This window comes from Rhizobium leguminosarum bv. viciae (assembly GCF_012276115.1).
In the GTDB taxonomy this organism is placed as follows: domain Bacteria; phylum Pseudomonadota; class Alphaproteobacteria; order Rhizobiales; family Rhizobiaceae; genus Rhizobium; species Rhizobium leguminosarum_T.
This window is the reverse complement of record NZ_WIEU01000002.1, coordinates 406,123-429,491: the sequence shown is the minus strand read 5'-3', so window position 1 is coordinate 429,491 and position 23,369 is coordinate 406,123. Positions and strand designations below refer to the sequence as shown.

The 23,369-nt window shown below is 62.5% G+C and carries 21 protein-coding genes and 1 pseudogene; 4 read left to right on the top strand and 18 right to left on the bottom strand.

Annotated elements, in window-relative coordinates; genetic code table 11:
- Positions 1-13: 13 nt before the first annotated feature.
- The 3 genes from GFM02_RS05270 to GFM02_RS05260 all read right to left on the bottom strand — a co-directional run bounded on the left by GFM02_RS05270 (position 14) and on the right by GFM02_RS05260 (position 3,272).
- Positions 14-1,963 carry a DUF4384 domain-containing protein gene (locus GFM02_RS05270; protein ID WP_168321015.1) on the bottom strand — a complete coding sequence of 650 codons (1,950 nt, stop codon included), beginning with the start codon at positions 1,961-1,963 and terminating at the stop codon, positions 14-16.
- Between the two features lie 212 nt (positions 1,964-2,175).
- On the bottom strand, positions 2,176-2,553 hold the full coding sequence (locus tag GFM02_RS05265) for a hypothetical protein (protein WP_138389849.1): 378 nt from the start codon (positions 2,551-2,553) through the stop codon (positions 2,176-2,178).
- 128 nt (positions 2,554-2,681) lie between these two features.
- The gene (locus tag GFM02_RS05260) at positions 2,682-3,272 is read right to left on the bottom strand and encodes a hypothetical protein (RefSeq protein ID WP_020052839.1); all 591 of its coding nucleotides are present in this window, start codon (positions 3,270-3,272) and stop codon (positions 2,682-2,684) included.
- 148 nt (positions 3,273-3,420) lie between these two features.
- On the opposite strand from GFM02_RS05260, the gene GFM02_RS05255 reads away from it, so the two are divergent.
- On the top strand, positions 3,421-5,031 hold the full coding sequence (locus GFM02_RS05255; RefSeq protein WP_168321014.1) for a hypothetical protein: 1,611 nt from the start codon (positions 3,421-3,423) through the stop codon (positions 5,029-5,031).
- A gap of 12 nt (positions 5,032-5,043) precedes the next feature.
- Here the strand turns inward: GFM02_RS05255 and GFM02_RS05250 are convergent, their stop codons facing one another.
- The 5 genes from GFM02_RS05250 to GFM02_RS05225 form a co-directional block, all read right to left on the bottom strand.
- Complete coding sequence (locus tag GFM02_RS05250) at positions 5,044-6,303, bottom strand: isoprenylcysteine carboxylmethyltransferase family protein (RefSeq protein WP_168321013.1); 1,260 nt, start codon at positions 6,301-6,303, stop codon at positions 5,044-5,046.
- 17 nt (positions 6,304-6,320) lie between these two features.
- A complete protein-coding gene (locus GFM02_RS34955; protein ID WP_246792067.1) occupies positions 6,321-6,938 on the bottom strand; it encodes a tail fiber domain-containing protein in 618 nt (205 codons plus the stop codon).
- Between the two features lie 24 nt (positions 6,939-6,962).
- Positions 6,963-9,542, bottom strand: coding sequence for a caspase family protein (locus GFM02_RS05235; RefSeq protein ID WP_168321012.1), 2,580 nt, complete (start codon positions 9,540-9,542; stop codon positions 6,963-6,965).
- A gap of 223 nt (positions 9,543-9,765) precedes the next feature.
- On the bottom strand, positions 9,766-11,043 hold the full coding sequence (locus GFM02_RS05230; protein WP_168321011.1) for an L-fuconate dehydratase: 1,278 nt from the start codon (positions 11,041-11,043) through the stop codon (positions 9,766-9,768).
- 95 nt (positions 11,044-11,138) lie between these two features.
- On the bottom strand, positions 11,139-11,873 hold the full coding sequence (locus GFM02_RS05225; protein WP_020052845.1) for an SDR family oxidoreductase: 735 nt from the start codon (positions 11,871-11,873) through the stop codon (positions 11,139-11,141).
- 442 nt (positions 11,874-12,315) lie between these two features.
- On the opposite strand from GFM02_RS05225, the gene GFM02_RS05220 reads away from it, so the two are divergent.
- From GFM02_RS05220 to GFM02_RS05210, 3 genes are all read left to right on the top strand, one after another.
- The gene (locus tag GFM02_RS05220) at positions 12,316-13,101 is read left to right on the top strand and encodes an IclR family transcriptional regulator (RefSeq protein ID WP_168321010.1); all 786 of its coding nucleotides are present in this window, start codon (positions 12,316-12,318) and stop codon (positions 13,099-13,101) included.
- Positions 13,102-13,381: 280 nt separating this feature from the next.
- Entirely contained in the window at positions 13,382-14,218 is an 837-nt protein-coding gene (locus GFM02_RS05215) for an amidohydrolase family protein (protein WP_168321009.1), read from the top strand.
- Between the two features lie 202 nt (positions 14,219-14,420).
- Entirely contained in the window at positions 14,421-14,825 is a 405-nt protein-coding gene (locus GFM02_RS05210) for a helix-turn-helix domain-containing protein (protein WP_012763606.1), read from the top strand.
- 60 nt (positions 14,826-14,885) lie between these two features.
- Here GFM02_RS05210 and GFM02_RS05205 read toward each other — a convergent pair whose 3' ends face one another.
- From GFM02_RS05205 to GFM02_RS05165, 10 genes and pseudogenes are all read right to left on the bottom strand, one after another.
- Positions 14,886-15,152, bottom strand: coding sequence for a hypothetical protein (locus GFM02_RS05205; RefSeq protein ID WP_020052848.1), 267 nt, complete (start codon positions 15,150-15,152; stop codon positions 14,886-14,888).
- A gap of 66 nt (positions 15,153-15,218) precedes the next feature.
- On the bottom strand, positions 15,219-15,962 hold the full coding sequence (locus tag GFM02_RS05200) for a TfuA-like protein (RefSeq protein WP_168266726.1): 744 nt from the start codon (positions 15,960-15,962) through the stop codon (positions 15,219-15,221).
- Complete coding sequence (locus tag GFM02_RS05195; RefSeq protein WP_168321008.1) at positions 15,959-17,221, bottom strand: YcaO-like family protein; 1,263 nt, start codon at positions 17,219-17,221, stop codon at positions 15,959-15,961. Before GFM02_RS05195 ends, GFM02_RS05200 begins: the two co-directional genes overlap by 4 nt.
- A 13-nt stretch (positions 17,222-17,234) precedes the next feature.
- Positions 17,235-17,378 (bottom strand): hypothetical protein, encoded by a 144-nt coding sequence (locus GFM02_RS05190; RefSeq protein ID WP_012763602.1) that lies wholly within the window; start codon positions 17,376-17,378, stop codon positions 17,235-17,237.
- A 106-nt stretch (positions 17,379-17,484) separates the two neighbouring features.
- Positions 17,485-19,476, bottom strand: a complete 1,992-nt coding sequence (locus GFM02_RS05185) for a BTAD domain-containing putative transcriptional regulator (RefSeq protein ID WP_168321007.1) — start codon at positions 19,474-19,476, stop codon at positions 17,485-17,487.
- Between the two features lie 221 nt (positions 19,477-19,697).
- Complete coding sequence (locus tag GFM02_RS35430) at positions 19,698-19,820, bottom strand: hypothetical protein (protein WP_261334342.1); 123 nt, start codon at positions 19,818-19,820, stop codon at positions 19,698-19,700.
- A 51-nt stretch (positions 19,821-19,871) separates the two neighbouring features.
- Positions 19,872-19,976 (bottom strand): annotated as a pseudogene (locus GFM02_RS34950) (IS6 family transposase); the annotation flags it as partial.
- Between the two features lie 8 nt (positions 19,977-19,984).
- The gene (locus tag GFM02_RS05175; RefSeq protein ID WP_020052853.1) at positions 19,985-21,337 is read right to left on the bottom strand and encodes a cytosine deaminase; all 1,353 of its coding nucleotides are present in this window, start codon (positions 21,335-21,337) and stop codon (positions 19,985-19,987) included.
- A 29-nt stretch (positions 21,338-21,366) separates the two neighbouring features.
- Positions 21,367-22,338: a LysR family transcriptional regulator gene (locus GFM02_RS05170; protein ID WP_168321005.1), complete on the bottom strand. Its 972-nt coding sequence runs from the start codon at positions 22,336-22,338 to the stop codon at positions 21,367-21,369.
- 2 nt (positions 22,339-22,340) lie between these two features.
- On the bottom strand, positions 22,341-23,336 hold the full coding sequence (locus GFM02_RS05165) for an isopenicillin N synthase family dioxygenase (protein WP_168321004.1): 996 nt from the start codon (positions 23,334-23,336) through the stop codon (positions 22,341-22,343).
- Positions 23,337-23,369: the final 33 nt, after the last annotated feature.

The window sequence follows — 23,369 nt, the reverse complement described above, 5'->3', positions numbered from 1 at the left end:
CCCCTCATCATGCCTATTCGCGGCGCCATTCGACGCGGCGGTTCAGCGCATCGACATCGTCTTCGGTGAGGTTTGCGGTTGCCGTGACGTCCACCGGTTCGGAAGCTCCGCGGCCTTCGGCGTCGATTGTCGCGTCGAGGCCGTTGCTCTTCAGGAAGTCGGCGACAGCCTGGGCGCGGCGTTCAGAAAGCTTCTGATTATAGTCGTCACCGCCGCGCCGGTCGGTATGGCCGACGAGGATGATGCGGCCGGGCTTCTGCTCCTTCAGCGCCTCCAGCAATTCCTGGGCGGCTTCGGTGCCGATCGAGGTGAAGCTCGACTTGTCGAAATCGAAGGTGATCGGAACCGGAATGGAGACCGGCACGATGCCGCGCACATTCTCGGAATAGATGCCGCCGAGCACGCCGCTGCGGTGGTCCTTCTCGGCCGGCACGAAGCTGCCTTCAGGATTGTCGCTCGTCGGGTTGGCGGCAAGGATGCGGGCCTGGGCGGCGCGCTGAATGAGATCGGAGATCGTCTCGGCGGGCGGCGCTTTCGGCGTGCGGGTCTCGTTCTTGATGATCTCGATCGCCTGCTGGTAATCGGCGGCGGCATCGGCGAAGCGGCGTGCGGAGAAATAGATTTCGCCGAGCGTGGCGGAGGCCTGCCAGAGCACCTGCGGGCTGTCGGCGGCGACAAGCAGCGGCTCGTAATCGGCGACCGGCTGGTTGGCGGCCATCATCTCCTGGGCTGCGGAAAGCCTGAGGGCCGCGACGCGGCGCTGGGCATTCACCTGGAACTGGCCGCAATCGGCGCTGACGGCGATCGCATCGGCCTCAGCCGAGGCAGCACTGATATCCTTGGCGGCGACGGCGGTGTTCAGCTTGTCGAGAAGGGCGGTGCAAACAGGCGTATCAGCGTTCGCTACCTCGATCTCCTCGCCGGCCTGGCCAGGTTCGGCCGAACGGCCGAGGTTCAGCTGCGGCATCTTGATGCTGAAACCGCCGGGCAGCTTGAACTGCGGCATCTTGATCTGCGGCATCGGCAGTTTCGGCATCTTCGTCTGCGAAGACTGGCTCGGCTGCTTATACTGCGTGGGCTGCTTATACTGGGTCGGCCGGGTGGATGCGGTGGTGTCGGCCGGACCGATGAGCTCCAGTTCGTCGGCGGCAAGCTCCTGGCCGGGCGCCAGGTTGGTGACGATCTTGTATTTCTTCGGCGGCTGTTGTGTTGTCTGCTCGACGGGCTTCGGCGCGACCTTTTTCGGGGCAGCCGGCTTCGGTTTTTCCACCACCGTTTCCGGCTTCTTGGCGACTTCCTGTTTCGTCACCGATTTCGGCTTCGGAGCGGCCGCAGGTTTCGGCGCAACGGGCGGCTTTGCAGCCTGCTCGACCGGCTTCGCTGCGGGGGCGGCTGCGACGGGCGGGATGGCAGCCGGACTATCGACCGTCGTCAGCATCAGCGTTTTGCTGCTGATCTTGGTGCCGAGGCTGCGGGCTTCTTCAAGGCTGCGGGAAACGGCATCCATGCCGCCGTCGATCGAGCGGAACATACCGCCGCCGCTGCCGCCGAGATCGGCGAAGATGGTCAGCGGCTTGGAGGAATAGAAGACTTTGATCTGCTCCTGGCCAACCGGGCCTGAAACCTGCAGCTTGGCGCCGCTTGCCGGATCCGGCACCTGCACGCGCTTGCCGGCGCCGACAAGGGCGTCGGTCTGGTACTTGTTCGGGAAAAGCTTCACGACGGCGCCGTTCGGCGAGACGTTCAGCACCGTGACATAGGCATTCTCGGTCGATTGGATGAAGAGGCCGACAACTTCGCCAATGGCGTATCTGGCTTCAGCGCGATCGAAGGTGATGCTGACGGGCCCGGTTTGCGCCGGCGCTTCGGTCAATGTGCGTTCGTTCTGCGCCTCGACGGCGGGAACCACCGAAAAGAACGAAAGAAAGGTGGCTGCTGCCAGGATGGCTTTGCGGTTTGGCATTGGAAAACCCCCTCTTCGAACAATCTCACACTGTGTTGAAGATGAGAATAGCACTGACCGGCGAAATTGGGATGGCTTTGCCTGTCTTGCTTGAGGGAGGGTTACAAATTATTTGGAGCCTGGAAGAATCCGCCAAGGCAAAGACGTGAGCAAGACTCACGCTCTGGAATAACCGGGGCCTGTTATAGTCCGTTCCAACTGCGAGGAGGCGGTTAGTTCTTGGGTTTCTGCCCGGCTGATTTCAAAATCGAGATCAGGTCGCTCATTCCTTCGGGCGAGGAATTGTAGAGCCAGAGAATATCGGGATTGTCGACCGTGAATTCCTTGCCGGGGCCTGAGCCCATGTCGCGGCCGGGCGAGGTCGCATCGGGCAGCTTCGCCTCGCCGGGCGTCAACCCCTTGGCGCGTTCGTGTTCGGCGATGATTGCAGTCGCCGCGGCAAAGGCCTTTTCGTCATGTTGGCGCAGCGCCGCAAGCGAGGGGTTTCGCGCCGCAAGCGCGTCTTCGGTCGGGCCGGAATAGGCAAGCCGCGGGGTCTGCAGCGCCAGCAGAAGGCCGATCGACAAGGTTATGAGCCAGGATTTCGTCATCGTCGTCAAATCCGTCTTATTGGCGCCACTGCGCGACAAGCCTCGCGAGAATAGGGAGAGGCCGGAAGGAAGGCAACGGCGCTCGGTGCCAATCGATTGGGAGGGGTGAAATCGGCTGGCAACTGATGTCAGAGGATCTTCAATTGCTGCAGGCTAAGGCGCAGATCGCGCAGCATCTCGCCGAAGATCTCCTCGATCATTCCGGTCGACCAGACGACCATGGTGCCGTAGGGCGAGCGCTTGCGCTGCATGAAGCCCGCCGTCTCGAAATCGATCAGCGTCTTGCGGCAGGTCTCGCTCGACATCACCGCGACGAGGAAGCGGGCGAGATTGGACTGGTCGATCGCGCCTGATTTCTCAGCCCAGTTCTGGATCAGCCGCGGCTTGGTGTCGGCAGTGAACATCGAGGCGAGCGCACGATCCTGTGAAAGCCCCAGCCGCTGCAGCTTGGCTGGATCGCGGGTGAGCGAAACCACGTAATCATTGTGCAGATCGGCGAAGCGTTCGATATCCTCGGCGGTGCTGATGCCGAAGACCTTCATCGAATAGAGGAACTCGGCCATCAGATAGGTGGGCTCCGAGCGCAGCTGGGCCAGATGCTTGTCGTCCTTGCTGGCCGAGGCGGCGCAGACGCGGTCTGAGAAGTTTATCCGCGCCGCGCGAACCTGCTCCAGCAAGCTTATGTCGAGCGCCAGTTCGTCACCGTTCCATTCCAGCATAAACATTTCCTGCCGACAAAGCTTCGAGAGATGATCTTGTACTATCGCCGGCGCAGATCTCCAAATCGTTTGGAAAGCAACGGCTTGCTGAGGGGCCATATCTAGCCTACCATTTTAAAGACTTGACGGTGTTTTGGGGGTCGAGGCAATGCGTAGTTTTGGGTCGCATATTTTGTTTGCCGCGGCACTTGCGGTCGCCTTCCCGGTTTTCGCCAAAGATACGACGATCATCGAGCTTCGCGGCGGCGACGGCGCGCGTTCGGTCGGCATCATCTCTTCCAACGAGGAAGCGGAGGCATCCGGGCCGGCGGCGATCACCGTTGGCGACGACGGCACCATCTACATCCTCGACCAGAACAACGGCCGCGTGCTCGCCGTCGACGCCGAACGTTCGCAGGCCGATCCCGAAATCCTGCCGCTGCCGGAAAATGCCACACCGGAGGATCTCGCCGTCGTTCACAACGAACTCTACCTCTGGTCCGACGGCGTCGTGCCGCTCGAGCGCTCCACCGATGCCGACGGCCGGTCGCAGACGCTGCGCGCCGTCGACGGCGGCGGTGATGCCGACGACTACACCCGCTCGGTCTTCGCCTCGATGGGCTCGGTATCGCCGGGGCCGCTGAACAGCATCATCGACGAGATCGGCCGCAGCACCAACCGGCCCGAGGCCCGCCCGCCGGTCATTCAATATGTTCCGAGCCGCGGGCTCGGCGATATCGTTGCCGAGGTCCGGGCTGCCGCAAACGACAAGGCGGAAATCCTGCTGCGGCGCGCGAGCTCGGAGGAGAATTTCCTTTCGCTGCAGCTCGCCTCGGAAGGGCGGATCGGCACCGTCGAACTTCTCGACATCGATACAACAGGCAGGCCCTATGCGCTGGTCGAGCTCGTGCCCGCCGACCGGCCCGAGCGCACCGGCATGCTGGTGGTGCGCTTCACGCCGAACGGCGCGATGGACCGGGTCTACGACCTTCCGATCGAGCTGGGCACGGTATTCTCGAGGCGCTTCGTGGCGATCGGACCGCGCGGCGACGTGCTCTATTTGAGATCGCAGGAAAGCCGGGCGCAGGTGCTGCGGCTCGACGGCCGGGAGCCTGGCCACAAGCTTGCCGTCGCTCGGCCCGCCAAACAGCCGAATGCCGGCAAGCCCGGCAAGACGCCGAAGGTGGCGATCGTGCCGAAATCGCGCAGCGACGTCATCGAGCGGGCAATCGGCTTCGAGACGCTGAACTGGCTGGTGACATCAACCGCCTATGGCAAGGATCCCGGGCCGGGCTGCGTCAACATGAACCGGCTGCGCCGCCCGATCTACTTGATCGGCAAGCGCGGCCAGACGGTCAAGGGTGTTCCCTACTGCTGGGGCTGCAAGACGCCGCTCGAAAATTTCATCGGCGGCGTGGAAAAGGGCCAGGCCGCCGGCAATGTCTGCACCAAGAGCGCGCCGCAATCCAGCATCCTCGGCGTCGATTGCTCCGGCTTCGTCAGCGACGCCTGGGGCCTGAAGATGCACGTTTCGACGCGCGCCATCCCCGGGATCACCAAGCGCCTCTCCGACCCCTGGTCGATGCGGCCGGGCGACGCGTTGAACAAGCCGGGCTCGCATGTGCTGTTGTTCATGCGCTTCACGGCCGACAAGAAGGTGGAGGTGATGGAGGCGTCGCCGAATGCCTGCAAGGGCCGCGTCTGCCGCAATACCTATTCGCTCGGCAGCCTGTTGATGCGCGGCTACCAGCCGGTACGTTTCAAGGGGCTCGACGGCTGAACGGTCGGAACCTCACGCCGCCGGTCTTGATGTCAGCCGCCGCTTCGCCATCGCCAGAAGCCCATGCGCCGCGACGCGCTCGGCATAGTCCCGATAGGCGGGATCCCGGCTCAGCATGCGTTCTTCGGCGCGCGCGCGCATGATGTAGATAAGACTGACGATCGCCAGCATGCCGGCCCGGGCAAGCCCTTCCGCAAGGCCGCTGGCGAGGAAGCCTGGGATCGCAACCAGCCACCAGGCGATGTTCTTCGAGACATAGGCCGGATGCTTTATGAAGCGATAGGGGCCTGATGTGATGATGCCGCGATGGGTGAGGTTTGAAAATCGCGGCCCGAAAGCGACGGTCGCCCAGACATAGATGACGGTACAGAACAGCGTCGCGACGCTCCAGAGGATGAAGACGGTCGACCCTTCCCGGATCACGGTCTCCCAGCCCGGCCCCTCGCCATAGGGTACGAAGGCATGCGAGATCGCAGGGAAGAACGGCTCATAGCAGATGAGGCAGACGAGCCAGCCGAGTGCCGTCGTCTCCGTTGCCCTGACATGCCATCCGAAAAGCTTGAAAGTCGCGACATAGCCGCCGGCGGCAAGCACGATGTCGAGAAGGAAGGCAAGCTGCAGCAGGCCTTCGAACCAGGCCGCCGAGAGCGGCGGAAACGCCCAGGCCGGCTTCTCGGCAAGATTGGAAAGAGCCGCCATGCCGCCCGAGAACATCAGGACGAGAAAGAAGCATTTGATCGCGAGCAGGCGCAATGCGAACAGCACGTCGTCCTCGCGAAAATCCTGCATCAATACCGCGCGCCCGACCTGATTGAGATAATCGTCGGGCTCCTCCGTAACCAGATCGGTGACCGCGACGTAGAGAATGGTGGCGCCGGCAAGTGCGATGGAAAGGGGAATAGTGGTGTGCCCAGCCTCGATGATCCATCGGACGGCCGACGACTGCGTGAAAAACGGAAAGACCGAACAGGCGATGACGACCACGCCAAGCAGCGCGGCGAGGCCGACGAGCTTCGTTCCGATGCGGCGCCAGAAAATGGCGGGAGCCTCGCCTCGTCTCTTTCGCGATGCCCAGGTCGAACGAGCAGCGAATGTGCCGTCGACGGCGATCCACGCCAGGAGAAGGCAGAACACAGCAAGCGCCATTGCCTTGCCGGGCTCAAGCTTTAGATAGGTCGAGAGCGCGATGCCGATCATGACTCCGGCAAGGGTCGCCGCCTGGCTGACGAGAGGGCTCCCGGTTACGGTATCCCTGTTCTGCGGTATCGGCACGCGCTCGGCCTTTTCGATTACATTGCCGGCTGGACGGAGCCCCGAGAGCGTATCCGTGCCGCCCGCGTCGCAAGCGCCATCGCGGCTTCAGCCGTAAGCGGAGACGCATCCTCCGGCAGCGAGATCATCGCAATATCGAGCTTGTCGTAATCGACCATGTAGTAACCCGATGCCGTTTCGATGACTGCCTCAGGCCTGATCGCCAATAGATCCTGCGCCATCGTGCCGACAAACAGTGGGCCGCCCCAGATGTAGTGGAAGGCATAGACCGGTATGCCCTCAGCCGAGGTGCCGAGCCGACGAATATCGGTCTTCAGACGGCGATCGGACCCCCACGAGCCGCCGGAGCTAGAGCTAGAGCTGGAACTGGAACCGCCGCCGCCCATGCCGCCGCCGCCGGAATTCCCACTGGAACTGTTCTCAGAGCGGGTGAAAGCCGGTTGACTGCTCGTTGTGGCCACTTTTCTGACGGGGGGCGTGGTTTTCCTGATAGGCGTGGCGTTCCTGGCCACGGGCTCTTCGCTGGCGAACAATGTCCTGGCGCCCGGATCAAAGATGCAACTCTGTAGGATTGCGCCTGAGCCTGCAAGGAAGGTCGAGCAAAGCAGAACACGGATGATGAGTTTTCTGTTCATGTAGGGCGCCCCCGGACCGCCGTTTCAGAAGAGATCGTACCTCGGATTTCGCTTTACCCAGGTCGCTTTGGCGAGCTTGACGAGCCTGTCATCGAGCGACTTGGTCCTCGGAATTGTCTTCTTTTCCTGAGCGGTCAGCTCGGCGGCAAAGGCGGCTTCCGCTTTTTTCTTGGCTGCGCCAGGCATCCTCTTGAGTTCCGCCAGCGCCTGGTTCTTCGGATCGCCGCTGCCCGGCATGTTGATGGCGGTCGCCAGCGCGAAATAACGAGACGCGATGGCAAGGCTGTCAGCGTCCGCACCCTCTTCCTTCGCGAGCATCGCGCGGTCGAGCGCACCCCAATAGTCGCCGCGTTCCGCGCCGACCTCAAGCCACTTCTCCGCTTCCGCCTTGTCCGCGGCAACGCCGATACCGTCGCGGTACATGCGCCCGAGGTTCGTCGGCGCATAGGGCTGACCGCCCTCTGCCGCCCGCGTGAAAAGGTCGAGCGCTTTCGGGAGGTCCTCCTGAGCGCCTTTTCCGAAACGGTAGACGAGTGCAAGATTGTTCAGTGAATAGATGTCGTTGCGCTGGACGCCGGCTTCGTAGAAGCGGATACCACGCTCCGGATCGGCCGGAACGTTGACGCCGTTCAGGAAGATATAGCCGAGCTCGTTCATCGCATAGGTATGGCCGAGATCGGCGGCCTGCAGCATCAAGCGCAACCCCAGCTGCTGATCGGCCTTGGTGCCGCGGCCGTAATAGAGGGCCTTGCCGTAGCTATGCAGGGCAAAGGGATCGCCCTTGGCCGCACCACCCTTGGCGATCTGACTTGCCTTGGCTGCGTCGCGTGGGACGGAGGCACCGAACTCGTAAAGGCTCGACAGTTCATAGATTGCCCGGACATGCCCTGCATCCATTGCCTTGTTGATCGTGGCGAACGCCGTCTTGGTATCGCGGTTGGCAAGCTGGGCGCGGCCGAGCTGATAGACGAAGCGCGCGACCTCGGGATAGGCCTTCACTGCGTCCATGCAGGCGGGCAGTGCTTCATCGGGGTCGATCTCGTTCGGCAGCTTGCCTGCCGTCACGCCCTGCAGGTCGAGGGGTGCTGCGGCTGATGTGTCGCAGGCGTCGAGCACCGGCTTGAAAGTGATGGTCGCCGGTGGCAGGTCGTCATTGGCTGCCTGCAGCGTCAGGGCGAATGGCTGGTTTTCGGTGCCGATCTGCGGCTCATAGGAAAGGGCCGGAATATCGGCTGCTTCGAGCACGTGACCGAGCCCGATCACCCGGTCTCCGGCGCGCAGCGTGCCCTTATCGGGTAGGGCCGCGACCTTGAAGGTCATCTCCGCGGCGGATGCCGGCACGACCGGCAGGCTGACTTCAACAGGGCCGACGCCGATCGTCGCGTCCACGTTGCGCGGCAGGGTCTTCAGATAGGCGTCGGCATCGGCGAGCCGCACCTGCTTTTCCTGTTCGAGCTGGGCGAGCTTGGCGTCGGCATCGGCCGAGACGGTGATCGCGATGACGCCCTGCGTCGCCTGACCGTAAGGGTCGCTCACGGTATAGCCGATCAGGCCGACGGTTCCGGCGGAAACACCTGATGAGTCATAGGTCAGCGCCGTCAGTGCCGCGGCGGGCATCTTCGCGCCCTGCTCGACCGGCTTGCCGTCGAAGCTGAGCTTGCCGGTCTTGGGAAGCTGGTTGAGGGTGACGAGCAGCGCCGAGCCGGTCTCGTCATGCGGCGGGGCGATCGGCAATCTGGTCGTGGCCGCACCCTCCGGCACGCTCACCTGCTGCATCGGTTCGACGCTTGGCGGCGGCGGCGCCGGAATGAAATAGAAGCTGTCCATCAGCGAGGAGTTTTCCCAGGGGACCTGCTTGCCGTCGGTCATGGCGATCACGTCGCGGCGCACATCGGTCAGAACCTGGCGGATTTCCTTGTTGGGTTCGCTCGCCCGCTTGATGAAGGATTCGGAATAGGGGCTGAGCGCCCCGGTGCCGTCGAGCGCCACCTGGCCGGGTTCCGTGGAAAAGGCGATCAGGCTGCCGAGATCGCTGTCAATCCGTGCAAGTCCGCGTGTGGCGCCGACCGGTTCCAGTTTTTCCGCCATCCAGAATTTCTGGGCGTTGAAGGGATTGTTGCGGCAGGCGTCAAGGAAGATCAGCTGCACCCGCGAATTCTGCTTGAGATGGTTCAGGATGAGGTCGAGCGGCATGGTCTGCGTTTCGACGTCATAGGGCGTCTCCAGCGTCGCATCGACCGGCACAATGAAATTCTGGCCGCCCACCTGGATGCCATGGCCGGAATAATAGATGAGGCCGGCCTCGGCATTGCTGGTCGAACGCAGGAATCGGCGCACCGTATCTTCGAGCCCGATGCGGTCGACATTGACGCCGATCGTCACATCGAAACCGGCCGCGCGCAGCGTGGTCGCGACCTCTTCGACATCATTGGCAGGATTGGGAAGCGAGGGCAGCGTCTTGTAGACCGAGTTGCCGATGACGAGAGCGACGCGGCGTCCGCTCTCCTCGGTTATGGCTGCATGTACCGTGCCGATCGATAGCAGCATTGCCGCGATGATCAGCAGATAAGCACACAGTCTCTGGACGTGGTGAAACTTGGGCATGGCTCGATCGCAAACATTCTATTGTCTAAGTTCAATAAAATTTGCTGGCCTGCTGGTGCTGGGCCCCCTCCGCATTCACATTGCAAAAATATTCCTCGGCGTTCTAAAAAGCAAGCTTCGCCGCCTCCAAGTGAATTGGAGCAGTCCCGTTGGATTGGAAGCCCATCGGCGGCAGGAAAGACTGTCGAGATCAGGAATTCAACATGCAGCCGGCGAAGTTTCCTTAGCCTCGAAACGTATAGTTGCTGATCGAGGCCGGTTTCATCTCGATGGAGAAGCCCGGCAGGGTGGGCGGCATGTAGGCGGCGTTCTCGATCAGGCAGGGGTCGAGGAAGTGTTCGTGCAGGTGATCGACATATTCGATGACGCGGCCTTCTTTGGTGCCCGACACCGCGATGTAATCGATCATCGACAGATGCTGCACATATTCGCAAAGGCCGACGCCGCCCGCATGCGGCCAGACCGGCAGGTCGAACTTGGCGGCGATCAAGAGCACGGAGAGGACCTCGTTCAGCCCGCCCATGCGGCAGGAATCGATCTGCACGATATCGATCGCGCCCTCGGCGATGAACTGCTTGAACATGATGCGGTTCTGGCACATCTCGCCGGTCGCGACCTTCACCGGGCCGATCGCCTGGCGGATCTTGCGGTGGCCGGCGACATCGTCGGGGCTTGTGGGTTCCTCGATGAAGAAGGGCTTGGCGAAGGAAAGCGCCTTGACCCAGTCGATCGCCTGGCCGACGTCCCAGACCTGGTTGGCGTCGATCATCAGGTAGCGGTCGGGGCCGATGACCTCGCGGGCGATCCTGAGGCGGCGGATATCGTCTTCCAGGTCACGGCCGACCTTCATCTTAATATGGTTGAAGCCGGCATCGATCGCCTCCTGGCAAAGGCGGCGCAGCTTTTCGTCGCCGTAGCCCAGCCAGCCGGCCGAGGTCGTGTAGCAGGCATAGCCTCCCTTTTCGAGGATGGCGATGCGTTCCGCCTTGCCCGCCTCGGCGCGCTTCAAGATCTCGACCGCTTCGTCACGCGTGAGAACGTCGGTGAGATAGCGGTAGTCCACGATATCCGCGATCTCTTCCGGCGACATCTCGGCGACGAGCCGCCAGACCGGTTTGCCGGCCTGCTTGGCGAGCAGATCCCAGACGGCATTAACGACCGCGCCGGTCGCCAGGTGAATGGCGCCCTTCTCCGGGCCGATCCAGCGCAGCTGGCTATCGCTGGTCAGGTGCCGCCAGAAGGTGCCGGGATGGGCGAGAACTTCTGTGAGGTCGGCGCCGACGACGAGGTGTCGCATCGCTTCGATCGCCATGCAGCAAATATCGTTGCCGCGGCCGATGGTGAAGGTCAGTCCGTGGCCGGCAAGATCAGGCGCATCCGTATCGAGGATGACGTAGGCCGCCGAATAGTCCGGATCGGGGTTCATCGCATCGGATCCGTCCAGGCTTTGCGACGTGGGGAAGCGGAGATCGAAGACACGAAGGTCGGTGATGCGGGTCATGGTGTTTCTCCCGATTATATGGGCCGATTATATAGAGCCGATTGCAGTGGCCGGGCCGGCCGGCAAGACTGCCGGGTCGGCCGCATCCGCTGAAATCAGATCGTCCAGCCGCCGTCGATGGCGATCGCCTGGCCCGACGTGTAGGTCGCGCCGGCGAGATAGACGGCGAGATCGGCGATCTCCTCCGGCGAGCCCAGCCGGCCCATCGGCTGGCGGGCGATGAAGGCGGCGCGCGCCGCGTCGTAATCGCCTTGCGCCCGCATGCGATCCTGCAGCGACGGGCTTTCCACCGTGCCGGGGCAGATGGCGTTGCAGCGAATGCCCTGACCGACGTAATCGGCGGCGACGGCCTTGGTGAGCCCGATCACCGCCGCCTTGGTGACGCCATAGGCGAAGCGGTTCGGCACGCCCTTGATGCTGGAGGCGACGGAGGCCATGTTGATGATCGCCCCGTCCTTGCGCTCGATCATGCCCGGCAGCACGGCGCGGATGGTGCGGATCATCGCCTTGACGTTGAGGTCGAAGGCGAATTCGAGATCGGAATCCTTCATATCGAGGATCGAGCCGGCATGGACGAAACCGGCGCAGTTGAACAGCACGTCGACGGCTCCGATCTCGGCGACCAGAGCCTTGACCGCATCCTCTTCGAGCACGTTCAGCTTATGGGTGGAAACGCCGGTTTCGGCTGCCAGCGTCGCCAGCGCCTCGGTGTTGATATCAGTCGCGTGGACCTTGGCGCCGATCGCGGCAAAGGCTGTCGCCGTCGCCCGGCCGATGCCCTGGCCGGCGGCGGTGATGAGAACGGTCTTGCCGGAAAGTCTGTTTGTCATGTCACGGGCCTTTTCTGGAATTGTCTACGCTGGACGATGGAATGCGGTTATGTCTTGGCGAAGCGCGGTCGTGATGGAGCGCGCCGGTCTGCTTCCGGAGGTGCGCGGCTCTCTCCGTTAAATGGAGGAGTTGGCGCTGTTGCATAGGCAGATCAGCGGGGGATTCAGCTGATTGGCTGCTTTTTCGGCGATCTCCGCCGGCGGCAGGACCGATGACCATTCCCATGCGCTGCACGGTCTTCCTCCCTGTCCCCGGCTTGCTTATGATCGTGCCGCTCGGGCGCCTTCGGTATCTCAGCCGTTCGCTTTCGCGACGGCCGTTTTCAGTGATGATTTGTCTGTTTATAGACAAACAGACGATTGGCTGGGGGTCAAGTGCGAAGTTTTCCTTTTCCGGCTGCGGTTCTGCGTATATGCAGAGTAGTATTCACAGGAGGAAGGAATGGAGGCCGACGAGTCCGACCGCTATCGTGCTCCTGCCCTCGACAAGGGCCTCGATATCCTGGAGCTGCTCGCTGGCGTCGACAGCGGTCTCACCCAGGCTGATATCGCCAAACGGCTCGACCGCAGCCCCAACGAATTCTACCGCATGCTCGATCGCTTGGTGCGCCGCGGTTACGTCACCCGGCTGGATGGCGACCGCTACTCGCTGACGCTGAAACTCTTCGGCCTTGCGCAGCTGCACGCGCCGGTGCGCCGGCTCGCCTCCTATGCCACGCCGCTGATGCGTGATCTCGCCCAGCGCACGCGCCAGGCCAATCATCTCGCCGTCTTCGATCGGGGTGCTGCCGTCGTCATCGCCCAGCAGGAGGCGCCGGACTATTGGGGATTTTCGATCCGCATCGGCGCCCATATCAGCCTCTTCGACACCGGATCGGGGCATGTGCTGCTGGCCTTCCGCAGCAAGAAGGAGCGGGAGATGATGATCTCCGAACATGTGCGCAGCCGCGCGGATGTCGAACTCGGCCCCGAATTCTACGATCGTCTCGACCAGATCCGCGAGCGCGGCTACGAGATGATGGCCAGCGCCCAGACTTCCGGCGTCTACAATCTCTCCGCTCCCGTTCTCGGGCCGGACCGCCGCTGCATCGCCGCCCTCACCTGCCCCTTCATCGCGCTCGTCAATGCGCCGTCTGCTCCCGATATCACCCAGGCGATCACGTTGGTGCAGAAGGCGGCGGCCCAACTCTCACTGCTTGCCGGCGCCGATGTCGTCACCCCCGCCTGACGGCTGGGAGCATCAGGGTGTGACATTCTCGGCCGGGAGATTGCCGATGCCAGCCCCTCATCCGCCTGCCGGCACCTTCTCCCCGTAAACGGGGCGAAGGGGATGTGCCGCGCCCTCTCCGTTCCTCGCCTACGTTTCGCATGGCACGTCCCCTCTCCCCGCGAACCGTGAAAGATGGGCTAGGGTGAGGGCAGCCCTTGGCACGATCCGGGAATTTCTATTTGAACAATCCATTCACCAGGGATAGCTTTGCGAGAAGCCATTGCTGGAGGAGAAGAGCGTGCTCATCGACACCCATCTGCATATCATCGATCGGTCGGCGCTGCCCTATCCCTGGCTCTCGGGCGTGCCTGATCTCGATCATGATTTCCTCTACGAGGCCTATGCGAGGGAGGCCCGGCGCTGCGGCATCACCACGGTGCTGCATATGGAGGTCGACGTCGATCCTGCCGCGATACAGGCAGAGACCGATCACGTCGCCAGCCTCGCCAAAAAGGAAGGCAGTCTGATTGCCGGCGCCATCGTCTCCTGCCGGCCGGAAGAGCAAGGCTTCGCCGCCTATCTCGAGCGGCAAAAGGCCGATCCCTTCGTCAAGGGGTTCCGCCGCGTGCTGCATGTCGTGCCCGATGATGTCTCCGAAGGCGCCCTGTTCCGCGAAAACATCAGGCGCATTAGCGGTAGCAGCCTGACCTTCGACCTTTGCACCTTGCCGCATCAGGCGAGCCGTGTGACCGCCCTTGCCGATCTTGCGCCCGACGTGCAGTTCGTGCTCGACCATTGTGGCGTGCCGGATATCTGCTCGGATGCCTTTGGGCCGTGGAAGGCCGGCATATCGGAGATTGCCCGGCGGCCGAACGTCGTCTGCAAGGTCTCCGGCGTCGTCGCCTATGCCGATGCGAAGACCTGGACGGCGCAAACGCTGCAGCCCTATATCGAATATGTGACCGCAAGTTTCGGCTGGGACCGCGTCGTCTGGGGCAGCGACTGGCCGGTCTGTACGCTCGGCGGCGGCCTCTCCACCTGGGTTGCGGCGACCCACTCCATGCTTTCCGGCGTGAGCGAGACAGAGCGCTCGAAGCTGCTTTTCGCCAATGCACAGCGCCTCTGGTCGCTCTGACGTCACAAAATAAACCGACCGGTCTCCTGGGCGTGCCATTTCGGCATGTTTTTTGTACCATTCCGGGACAAAAAGGGCCCGATTTTCGAGTTTAACTCTATCTACATGCAAGCAATTGCTAGCCTTATTTATCTCGGCTAAAAGTTGTTGACACGGATATGGCGAATAACCCCTTGTCCGCTGCCTTCAGAAGGGAAATGAGATGAAAGAAGAACCGCATTCCGTCGATGTTCACGTCGGAAAGACGATCCGCATCCAGCGTCTGTTGAGGAAAGTTTCTCAAACGGAACTGGGTGATCGTGTGGGCGTAACGTTCCAGCAGATCCAGAAATACGAAAAGGGCTCCAACCGCGTTTCCGCCAGTATGCTGGTCGAAATCGCCGGCGCGTTGAAGGTTGATGTCAGGACGTTTTTCGACGACCTGTCGACCCCTGATAATGCCAACGACAACCCCGCTCCCAGCGAGGAATTCGTTATTTCGCGCGAAGGCGTCCTTCTCAATGCGGCGTTCTTTTCGATCAAGAACGAGGCGCTTCGTAAGAAGATCCTGAAGCTCGTCCAGGCGATTGCCAACACCGAACAGTTGGATACTGAAGCGGCCGAATAGACCGGTTGTCTTTCACGTGATCCCAACGGACCGCATGAGGGCCAATCAGGATCGATCGGATCAATGGCGATCGATCAGGATTAGATTCTCGCTGGCATCCTTCATTGCGATCTTGGCTTTGCTGCCGACCAGCTTTTCGAGATTGACGTCAAGCTCCCTGTCGGGATCTATGCCGTCCCAATCGATGACGACCTGCAGCAGCGCCATGTTCGTCAGGTGCATCAGATTGCGCAGCTGAAGCTTTTCAGCCTCCTCCTTGGCTGCCGACAGCAGCCGGAAGATCCTTGCGTATTCGCTGCCGGTACCTTCGTTGTGTTGTTCAAACATTGTTCCCGCCCTCTTTGGTCGTGGAACCCTACGATTCCATCATGACTTCATCTTCCGCCGCGACCGTTATTCAAGCGTTACAGGAACCGCATTACGCGTGACTTCGGCGTGCAGGAGTTCCCAGTGCGAGGTCGCGGCAAAGCGCCAGTCACGGTTGACCGGGCGGAATTTGTCCCGGCGCAGCCATTCCAGCACCAGTAACGCGTCGCCGCGCTTGCGCTCGACACGGTTCCCCCGGATGGCGGCGAGGATGTGGTCGCGGCGCGGCTTGCGGAAATGGCACTCGTCGGCCACCTTGGCATAGGTGCGCTCGGAGAAATGCAGGAAGCGGCCGGCAAGCAGCAGCTTCTTGCGCTCGCTGAGCGAGATTTCGCCTTTGGCGTAAAGCGCCTCGATCGTCGGTTCGAAATCGACCCAGGGTACGGAAAGCGGCAGCCAGCCGAGCTCCCGCGGCGCATGCACCAGCGCGACGGCCTCGTCGTCGAGTAGCCGCCCGGACTCATAATCTTCGAAGATCGAGCCGAGCCCGACCATGCCGAAGGGCGCGCATTCGGCTGCCCGCAGCGCCCCCATGCTGGCGCCGCCGGCAACGGCGACATCATGTTCGAGTGCGTAAAGTATTTCCTTGTGCCAGACCGAAGGCAGATCGCCGAAATAGCCGTCGACCAGGCCGATCGCGGTGGCGCCGTCCTGAACGGCTTTCAGGATGTCGCCGGCAGCGGCCGGCGGCCGGAAATCGATGCGGGGGGACATGGCTCTTGCCGCGGCAAGATCGCTGCCAAGGCTCGGGCCGACGAACAGCACCTTCATGATTCGGCTCCTCTCATAGTATTGACCGCGCGGATGCCGAGCTGGATATATTGGCCTGAAATATCGACCTCCAGCCCCGGCACGATCACCCGGACGACGGAGACCGGCAGGGCCGGGTGCGGAAACGGCACGACGACGATCTGCTCGATGCCGGTCGCCGCCAGCCGGTCGGCAATATGGTCGATGGTGTCCTGGATCGTCGCCGGGCGGCGATCGCGGGCCTGGAACGAGCGCATCCGGCCGTCGCCCTCGCAGAGTTCGACCACCTGCTGCATCGCCGCACTCCTGTCGAGCCGCTGATAGATGCGCGGCGAGAAATCGTCGCGGCTGCCGGCAATCGCGGTCAGCCGGCTCTGCGCCGCTTCGGTGATGGCGCGCAGCGCGGCGCGCACGGGATCGGGGTGGCAGCCGCAGCCACCGCAGACATGCGACCAGCGCGCGTCGACACGGTCGGAAAGGTTGCCTGGCATGATGACGGCCAGAAAAGCGGGAACGCCGATATCCGTCGTCATATCGAGCAGCAGCAGTTTCATGCCGGCGCGGGTGATCCGGTCGGTCATGACGTCGATGACCGCATCGCCGAAGGAGGCGGGGTCGATGCGGCTCTCCTTCAGGCGCTCGGGCGATTTCAGCTGGGTCAAGGCCCAGGCGTCGCGCTCCACCAGCTCGCAAAGCCCATGCAGGACTGCTTCGGACGGCGTGTTGCCGGAGGCAAGCCCATCGCTCGACTGCTCGAAGCCCCGCGGTCTCTCGCCGCGATGGTCGAGACCGATGAGCCACCAGGGCACGAAGACGCTGCTGCCGGAAAGAATGTCGAGCCCGGAGCACCACGGAATAGGACTGCTGCCTATTTCGTCGGGTGCGCAGCGTGCGACATTGTCGAGATCGATCATCGCGGCACGCTCCGCCCGCATGCTCTCGACCGTCGCCTGCGTCAGGTCGGCGGGAGCAATTTCGGCGATCCGCGTCTCGACCGCCTCCATCGCCGCCGAGGCCATGGCGGCATCGTTGTCGATACCCTTGCCCTGAAAGACCGAAAGCGTATGGCTGTTCGGCCTCGTTGCGAAGGCGACGGGGATGTTCAGAACGTCGAGTGCGGTCAGCAGACCGACGCGCGTAATGCCGAATTCGCGCAGATGCGGCCTGATGGCTGCGAGGGTCTGCGCCGGCGTGACCGCGCGGTCATGATAATCGCTGACACCGGCCGATGATCGTTTAAGGTCACCGGCAAGCGTTTCAAGGTCGGTGAAAGCGGACATACCGATCTGTTCCTTAGCGGAACCTCAGCGCATGCGTCAGGCTCTCGAGCGCATTGGCGGAAACGTTGAGCTCGTCCTGCTTCATCGCGGCCTTGGCGGCTGCAGAGAAGCGCAGTGACTGTGTCTGAGCTGCAGTGGTGTCAGCATTGGTCTTCATGTTTCATCTCCGATTGGTCGGGCAGCGCCTTGCTGCGGTTAACCATCGGAAAGAAACATTGCCTCCGTCATTTAAGCGTTACAGGCTTCGTTAAAAGGCGGTGCAATCAGGGAAGACCGGCAAGTTGCAGGCCCTGTATCAGCGGTTCCGTATAGGCGGGATCGCGATCGGGGACGAAATGGCGGATGTCCTCGCTGCGGAAATCGGGGAAGTTTTCCAGCACTATCCTGGCGTAATTCCTGGCCTTGCCCGTGTCGCCTGCCATGGCATGCGAGGCGGCGAGCAGGCGGGCCGTCGCCTGCTTCGTCTTCACCGGTTCCAGCGCCTCGATCGCCATTTCATACTCTTCGCGCATGAAGTGGATGCCGCCGAGGTTCCAGTAGTAGTAGTCCGGCGGCAGCGGATTGAGTTTGAAGGCAGCGCGGCTGAGCTCCAGCGCTCGATCGAAATCGCCATCATGGGAAAGCGCATCGGCATAGTCGGCCAGGATGTCGGCATCGTTGGGATTGAGATCCTGGGCTTGCTGAAAATATTCCAGGCTTTCGTCGAAGCGGCGCCGATAGAGCGCCACGAAGCCGAGTTCGCGATAGGCCCGGCCGCTGTTCGGGTCGGACTGCTGTGCCTGCCGGGCAGCACCGTTCGCCTCGTCGAGCAGTTCTTTGTCCCGCATGCCGCGGATCAGCCATTCCATGCCGAGCGCGCGCGACATGCCGGCATGGGCGGCGGAGAAATGTTCATAACGATTGAGCGAGGATTTGAACCATTTGCGCGCCTGGCGCAGATGCTGCAGGTCGGTCTGGGCGATCAGCCGCTTGCCTTCCAGGTAGAGACGGTAGGCGGACGGCGGCGCCTCGCCGATCGGCATCGCCAGTTCGTGACGCTCGATCGTGTCGGCAAGCGAGGAGACGATCCGTCGCGTCAAATGCGCGAAGGATTCGCTGATCTTCTGCATGACCAGCGGCAGTTCGATGGCCCAGATCACCTCCGAAGTCGTCGTCCGCGTCAGCCGGCAGGTCGCATAGACATCCTCGTCGCGGCCCTGGATGGTGACGTAGACCGCATAGTCGAAGCTGAGGTCGAGCGGACCGGGCACGGCACGCGACGGATCGATCGAACGGCTGAGGATTTCCAGGCTCGTATGCGCCGCGATCACCTTGAAGCCGCGCTGCTGGCTGAGGCCGATGGTGACGTCTTCGAGAAGCGCCCTGCCGACGCGTTCCATCAGCGGATCGGTGAAGATGCTTTCCGGCGGCAGGATGATGATACGCGGTTGGCCGACCGAATTGATGGACAGATCCGGCGCCGGCTGGGAATGCCCTGACGTCGCCTGTGCCGCCGGCACCAGGTTCAGTTCGCGGGCAAGAGCGGTGGTGCTTTCTTCCGGCTCGGTGTCGAAGTCGTCCTTCAGCTGGCTCTTGCACTTCAGATAGGCCTGACGCGCCGCTGCCGGATCGTTCATCCTGACATAGGTGCGCATCAAGGCGCGATAGGCCGTCTCGCTGGCAGGGTCGAGTTCCAGCAGGCGCCTGACAAGCGTGACCTGATCTTCATCCGACCTGCCTTCCGATGTCTCGACCAGCCGGGAGAGATGGGCAGAGCGCAACTCGTCGACCCGCTGGCGCTCAAAGGTCAGCCAGTCCTCGGCGCCCTGCGTCGGCGATTTAACGCCTTCGAGCAATTCGCCGTTCAGCAGGTCGCCGTCTTCGGGTGCGAGCGGCCCTTTCTGTTTCAGGATATGAACGTCGACCTCCCAGCCATCCGCAAGGCCGATATGGGTTCGGGTCGCGTCCAGCAGCGGTGGAAGGCCGGCAGGAATGCTCTGTTCGATGCGCGCCAGCAGCTGACGCAGGCTGCCGGCCCGCTTTTCCGGCAGCTCCGATTGCCAGAGCTGCCGCCTGACGGTTTCGCGGTCGAGTTCGAAATTGGGTTCGGCGGCGAGCATGGCGAGGAGAAAATAAGACTTCTCCGGCAAGGGGAGTTCCTTCCCCGCCGCCAGCAATCGCGGTCTTCCGAGCAGGCATAGCCTGTTCGTCAGCATCTGCCGGATGTCCGTTGCATCTCGGTTCTCACCCCTGAAAGCCAAGGCGCGCAAGCGCACCGGCCAATCAAAAACATGTTAGAGCCATAAGAGCCCGACGCATAGCGGTTTTGCTTTAAAAAGAAGAAGTTTCATCGAATATTTGCATATTCTCGCGCCACACGGGGAGGCAATGCTTTGCCAACACTTTCGTGAGGCTCCGGTTTGCGTGTCGCGGCGGGAGGTTATTTCCGCTGTCGATGGCCTTGCCAGCCGCTATTCCCGACCAGATCGCGGCGGCGTTAAAGGCCGAGCGCCTTGATGTGCTCGATCGAACGCCGGGCGAAGCTGCGCCAGTCGGCCGGATTGTCATGCTCGGTGACGATATGCTCAGCCTTTGTCTCGCGGAAAAGTGGTGCGAGCATCGTAAACTTAACGATCGCAAGGCAATTCTAGGCTGGCCGCGCCTTGACGGTTCATGCCCGAGCGATCTGCGCGCACAGGTTCATCGCCGCAGCACGCAGTTCTCGATGATGGCCGGAGGAGATATCGTGTCCGGGGATGTGGAAGAGGTTGGCTAGAGAGCGGCTCAAGCGGTCTGGAAATCTGTGAGCATGCTGTAGGAGGGCAATGTCCTGTTGGCGAAGATCCCCTTGCGGAGGAGGACGCGGTCGGAGTGCGGACGGGCGATAACCTGGTCGAGGCTCCAGGCTTCCAGGATCATCAGGTCTGCCGGACGATCGACTCCGATCGTACCGGCGTCGATGCCCATGATGCCAGCGGGTGCCGGGCCGGCAAGAGCGGGCGCATCCGCGTAGGGGTGGTCGAGATGCAGGATGCGCACCGCTTGCCGCCAGGTGTCCAGCATGTCGTGATCGCCATAGGCAAAGAACGGATCACGGCAATTGTCGCCGGCCGCGGCGACCGGAATGCCAGCCGCATGCAACTCCTGCACGGGCGTGACCCCGCGCCAGCGTGGCGTGCGGCCGTCTTCACGATCCTGGAGATACATGTTGACGGTCGGCAGCGTGATGATCGAGAGGCCGGCATCGGCGATCAGCGCGATCGTGTCGCGCAATTCTTGCTCGCCCAGAAGCGCAAGCGAACAGCAGTGGCCGCATGTCACGCGCCCCTCGTAACCGTGGCGGATGGCGGCACGCGCCACATGCGGCAGGGCGTCGGCCTGTGCCGCCTCGTCGACATGTAGATCGACATCCAGTTCCCGTTCCTTCGCCAGCGCAAACAGCCGGTCGAGCAGCAGGTCGATATCGTCGAGGCCTGACCCATGGGTGCCCCCGGAGGCGCGGGTGACGCCGCCGAGCAAGCCGCCGTGGACGGCAACGATATCGGCAAGGCGGGTGCCATAGTCGTCGCGATAGGCATCGAGCGGCACGAGGCCGGCAGCCTGCAAGGTGATGCAGCCTTTCCAACGTTCGCGCGTTTCGGCAAACGCGCTCCAGGTGATTTCCGCCTGCCCCTCGTGACTGTCGAGATGGGTGCGGATAGCGGCCACGCCATGGGCGTCGGCCGTTGCAAGAGCGAATTCCATCCGTCGCAGGAGGTCGTCGGCATTCCAGTGGGCAAGCCGGTCCGCCGTCGTCGCGGCGCGCGCGCCGGGATGCGTGCCGCCGGAATCGGGAGCACGTCCCATGATGTGGCCCTTGTCGAGATGGGCGTGCGCGTCGATCAGAAGCGGCCAGACATGGCGGCCGTGGAGCGCGACTGCATCTTCGCCACCATCGGCAAGGGCCGGCGTTATCGCAGCGATCCTGCCGTTCTCGACCAGAATATCGACGATGGCGGAACCGTCCCGGTCCACCTCAGCACCACCAGGCACGTCATCTGCTAGCAGCGCGACCGGGACGCGCGCCTTCGCAAGACGAATGCGCTCCTGTCTCGCCAGACGGGAGGCAAGCGTGGGAAACAGGGAAAGATCGTTCATGGTGGGTCTCTATTGGATGTGCCGAGCGGTCAGCTCTGGTCGAACGAGGCGAGCAGACGCTCCTGCGCGAATTGCATGAAATGGCTGCCGGCGGGCGAAAGCGAGCCGCGGGCGCGGTGGAGGATATTGAGCCGTTGCAGCGAGCCGGTTCCCGTCAGCGGAATGAAGACCAGGTCGCCGGCCGCCATTTCGCGGTCGACATCGAGCCGGTTGAGGAAGGTTATGTGAGGCGTTGTCCGGGCAAGGCACTTCATCAGTTCCATCGAATTGGTCTCGACGACGGGAACAAGGGTGGCACGCGCCGGGGCAGTCGCCTCGACGACCTCGCGCAGCGACAGCGATCGATCCGCCAGAACCAGCGGATAGAGCAGGCAATCGGACATGCGCACGGTCTTGCGGTTTGCGAGGGGATGGGCGGGCGCGACGATGGCTCCCAGCGCATGGCGGAATTCGGCGGCGCGTTGCAGCCGGGTATCGTCCGGCAGGTTGTAGGCAATGGCGAGATCGGCCTGGCCGAGCGCAACCATCTCCGCAACAGTCGTCCGGTCGCCGACCATGATCCGCAGGCTGACCTGCGGATGTTTTTCTCGGTAGGCGGCAACGATCTCGGCAATCGGGCCCGCAGCGAGCGTTGCCATGGTCGCCAGCACCACCTCGCCGCGATTGAGCCCCTTCAGGGACTGGATCTGCGCCCGCATCCGCTGATGCGCCTGCAGTGTCTCGCGAATGTGCTGGATGAGGATCTCGCCGGAACTCGTGAGTTTCAGGCCGCGCGGCAGGCGCTCGAAAATGGGCGCCTGCAGCTCTTCCTCAAGCTCCAGGATATAGCGGTTTACCGCAGAGGCGGCGACATGCAATGTCTTTGCCGCCTTGCGGATGGAGCCCTGTCGGGCCACCTCGTCGATATAACGCAGCGCGCGTCCATGAAGCATGATGGGTCCGTTGCCTGACGGGAGTCGGATTGACTGTTCAACGATGTCACCGCAACGGACCATCTTCAACGTCACTTCTTGGCGAAATTGGCGTTGATGCGCCGGGTCAGGTATTCGCCGGCGGTGATCGCCTCGTATTTGCCGAGCGGACCCTGCATGACGGCATCGCGGTTTGCTTGGCAGAAGAAGGGCAAGGACAGCCGGCGGCCCATGTACTCATTCTCGCGCGGCATGCGCACCCGGTGCAGCGTCGACTGCAGCTGGTCGTCCGACCAGCGCATCAGCATGTCGCCGATGTTGCAGGTGATGTAGCCCTTGCGCGGCGGAACATCCGTCCATTCCTTCAGGGCTGCATCCTTGCCCGGGCACACCTGGAGCCCGCCTTCGCCCTCTTTCTGGTGAAGGATGGTCAAGCAATCGAAGTCCGAATGCGCGCCGGCACGCCACGACGTGAAGTCTTCCGGCTTGGCGCCTTCCATCGACATGTAGTGGATGAGGCGCAGCGTCGATTGATACTGGTCCGAAGACGGGTCATGCGCCTTGGTGAAGAAATCCTCGGCAAAGCCCATCTTCAGCGCGAAGCAGGAGAGGATGCGCATGCCGAGTTCCCAGTTCTGTCGCTCGAACCGGAGCATCTTTTCCCGGAAGCCCGGAAGATCGTCTTCGCTCGGCCACAGGTTGAGGCGGATCATGTCCGGCCGGGTGAGCTGGAAGCTCTCCTTGTTATCCGGCGTACCGGTGGAGGGGCGGACCTGCGCCTTGAATTCCCAGCCGGCATTGATGCCCTTCGGCATCGGGGTTTTCGCCTTAACCTCCGCCGGCAGTTCGAAGAATGTCCAGGCCGTGTCGAAGGCCGCGTCGATATGGTCCTGGGCGATGCCGTGATTGTAGACCTGGAAGAAACCGATATCGACCGAGGCCTGCCAGAGTGCATTGGCGATCTCGTGCTTGCGGTTGTCGAAGTCAGAAAGGTCGATGACGGGGATTTCCCGGTCAACGGTCGTGCCCATGCCGCCGATGGTCGCTTCCTTAGCGAGTTCCGCGAGGGTGTCTGTCTGGGTATTCATACCATTCTCCTTACGTGAATGCCGGCGAGCCGG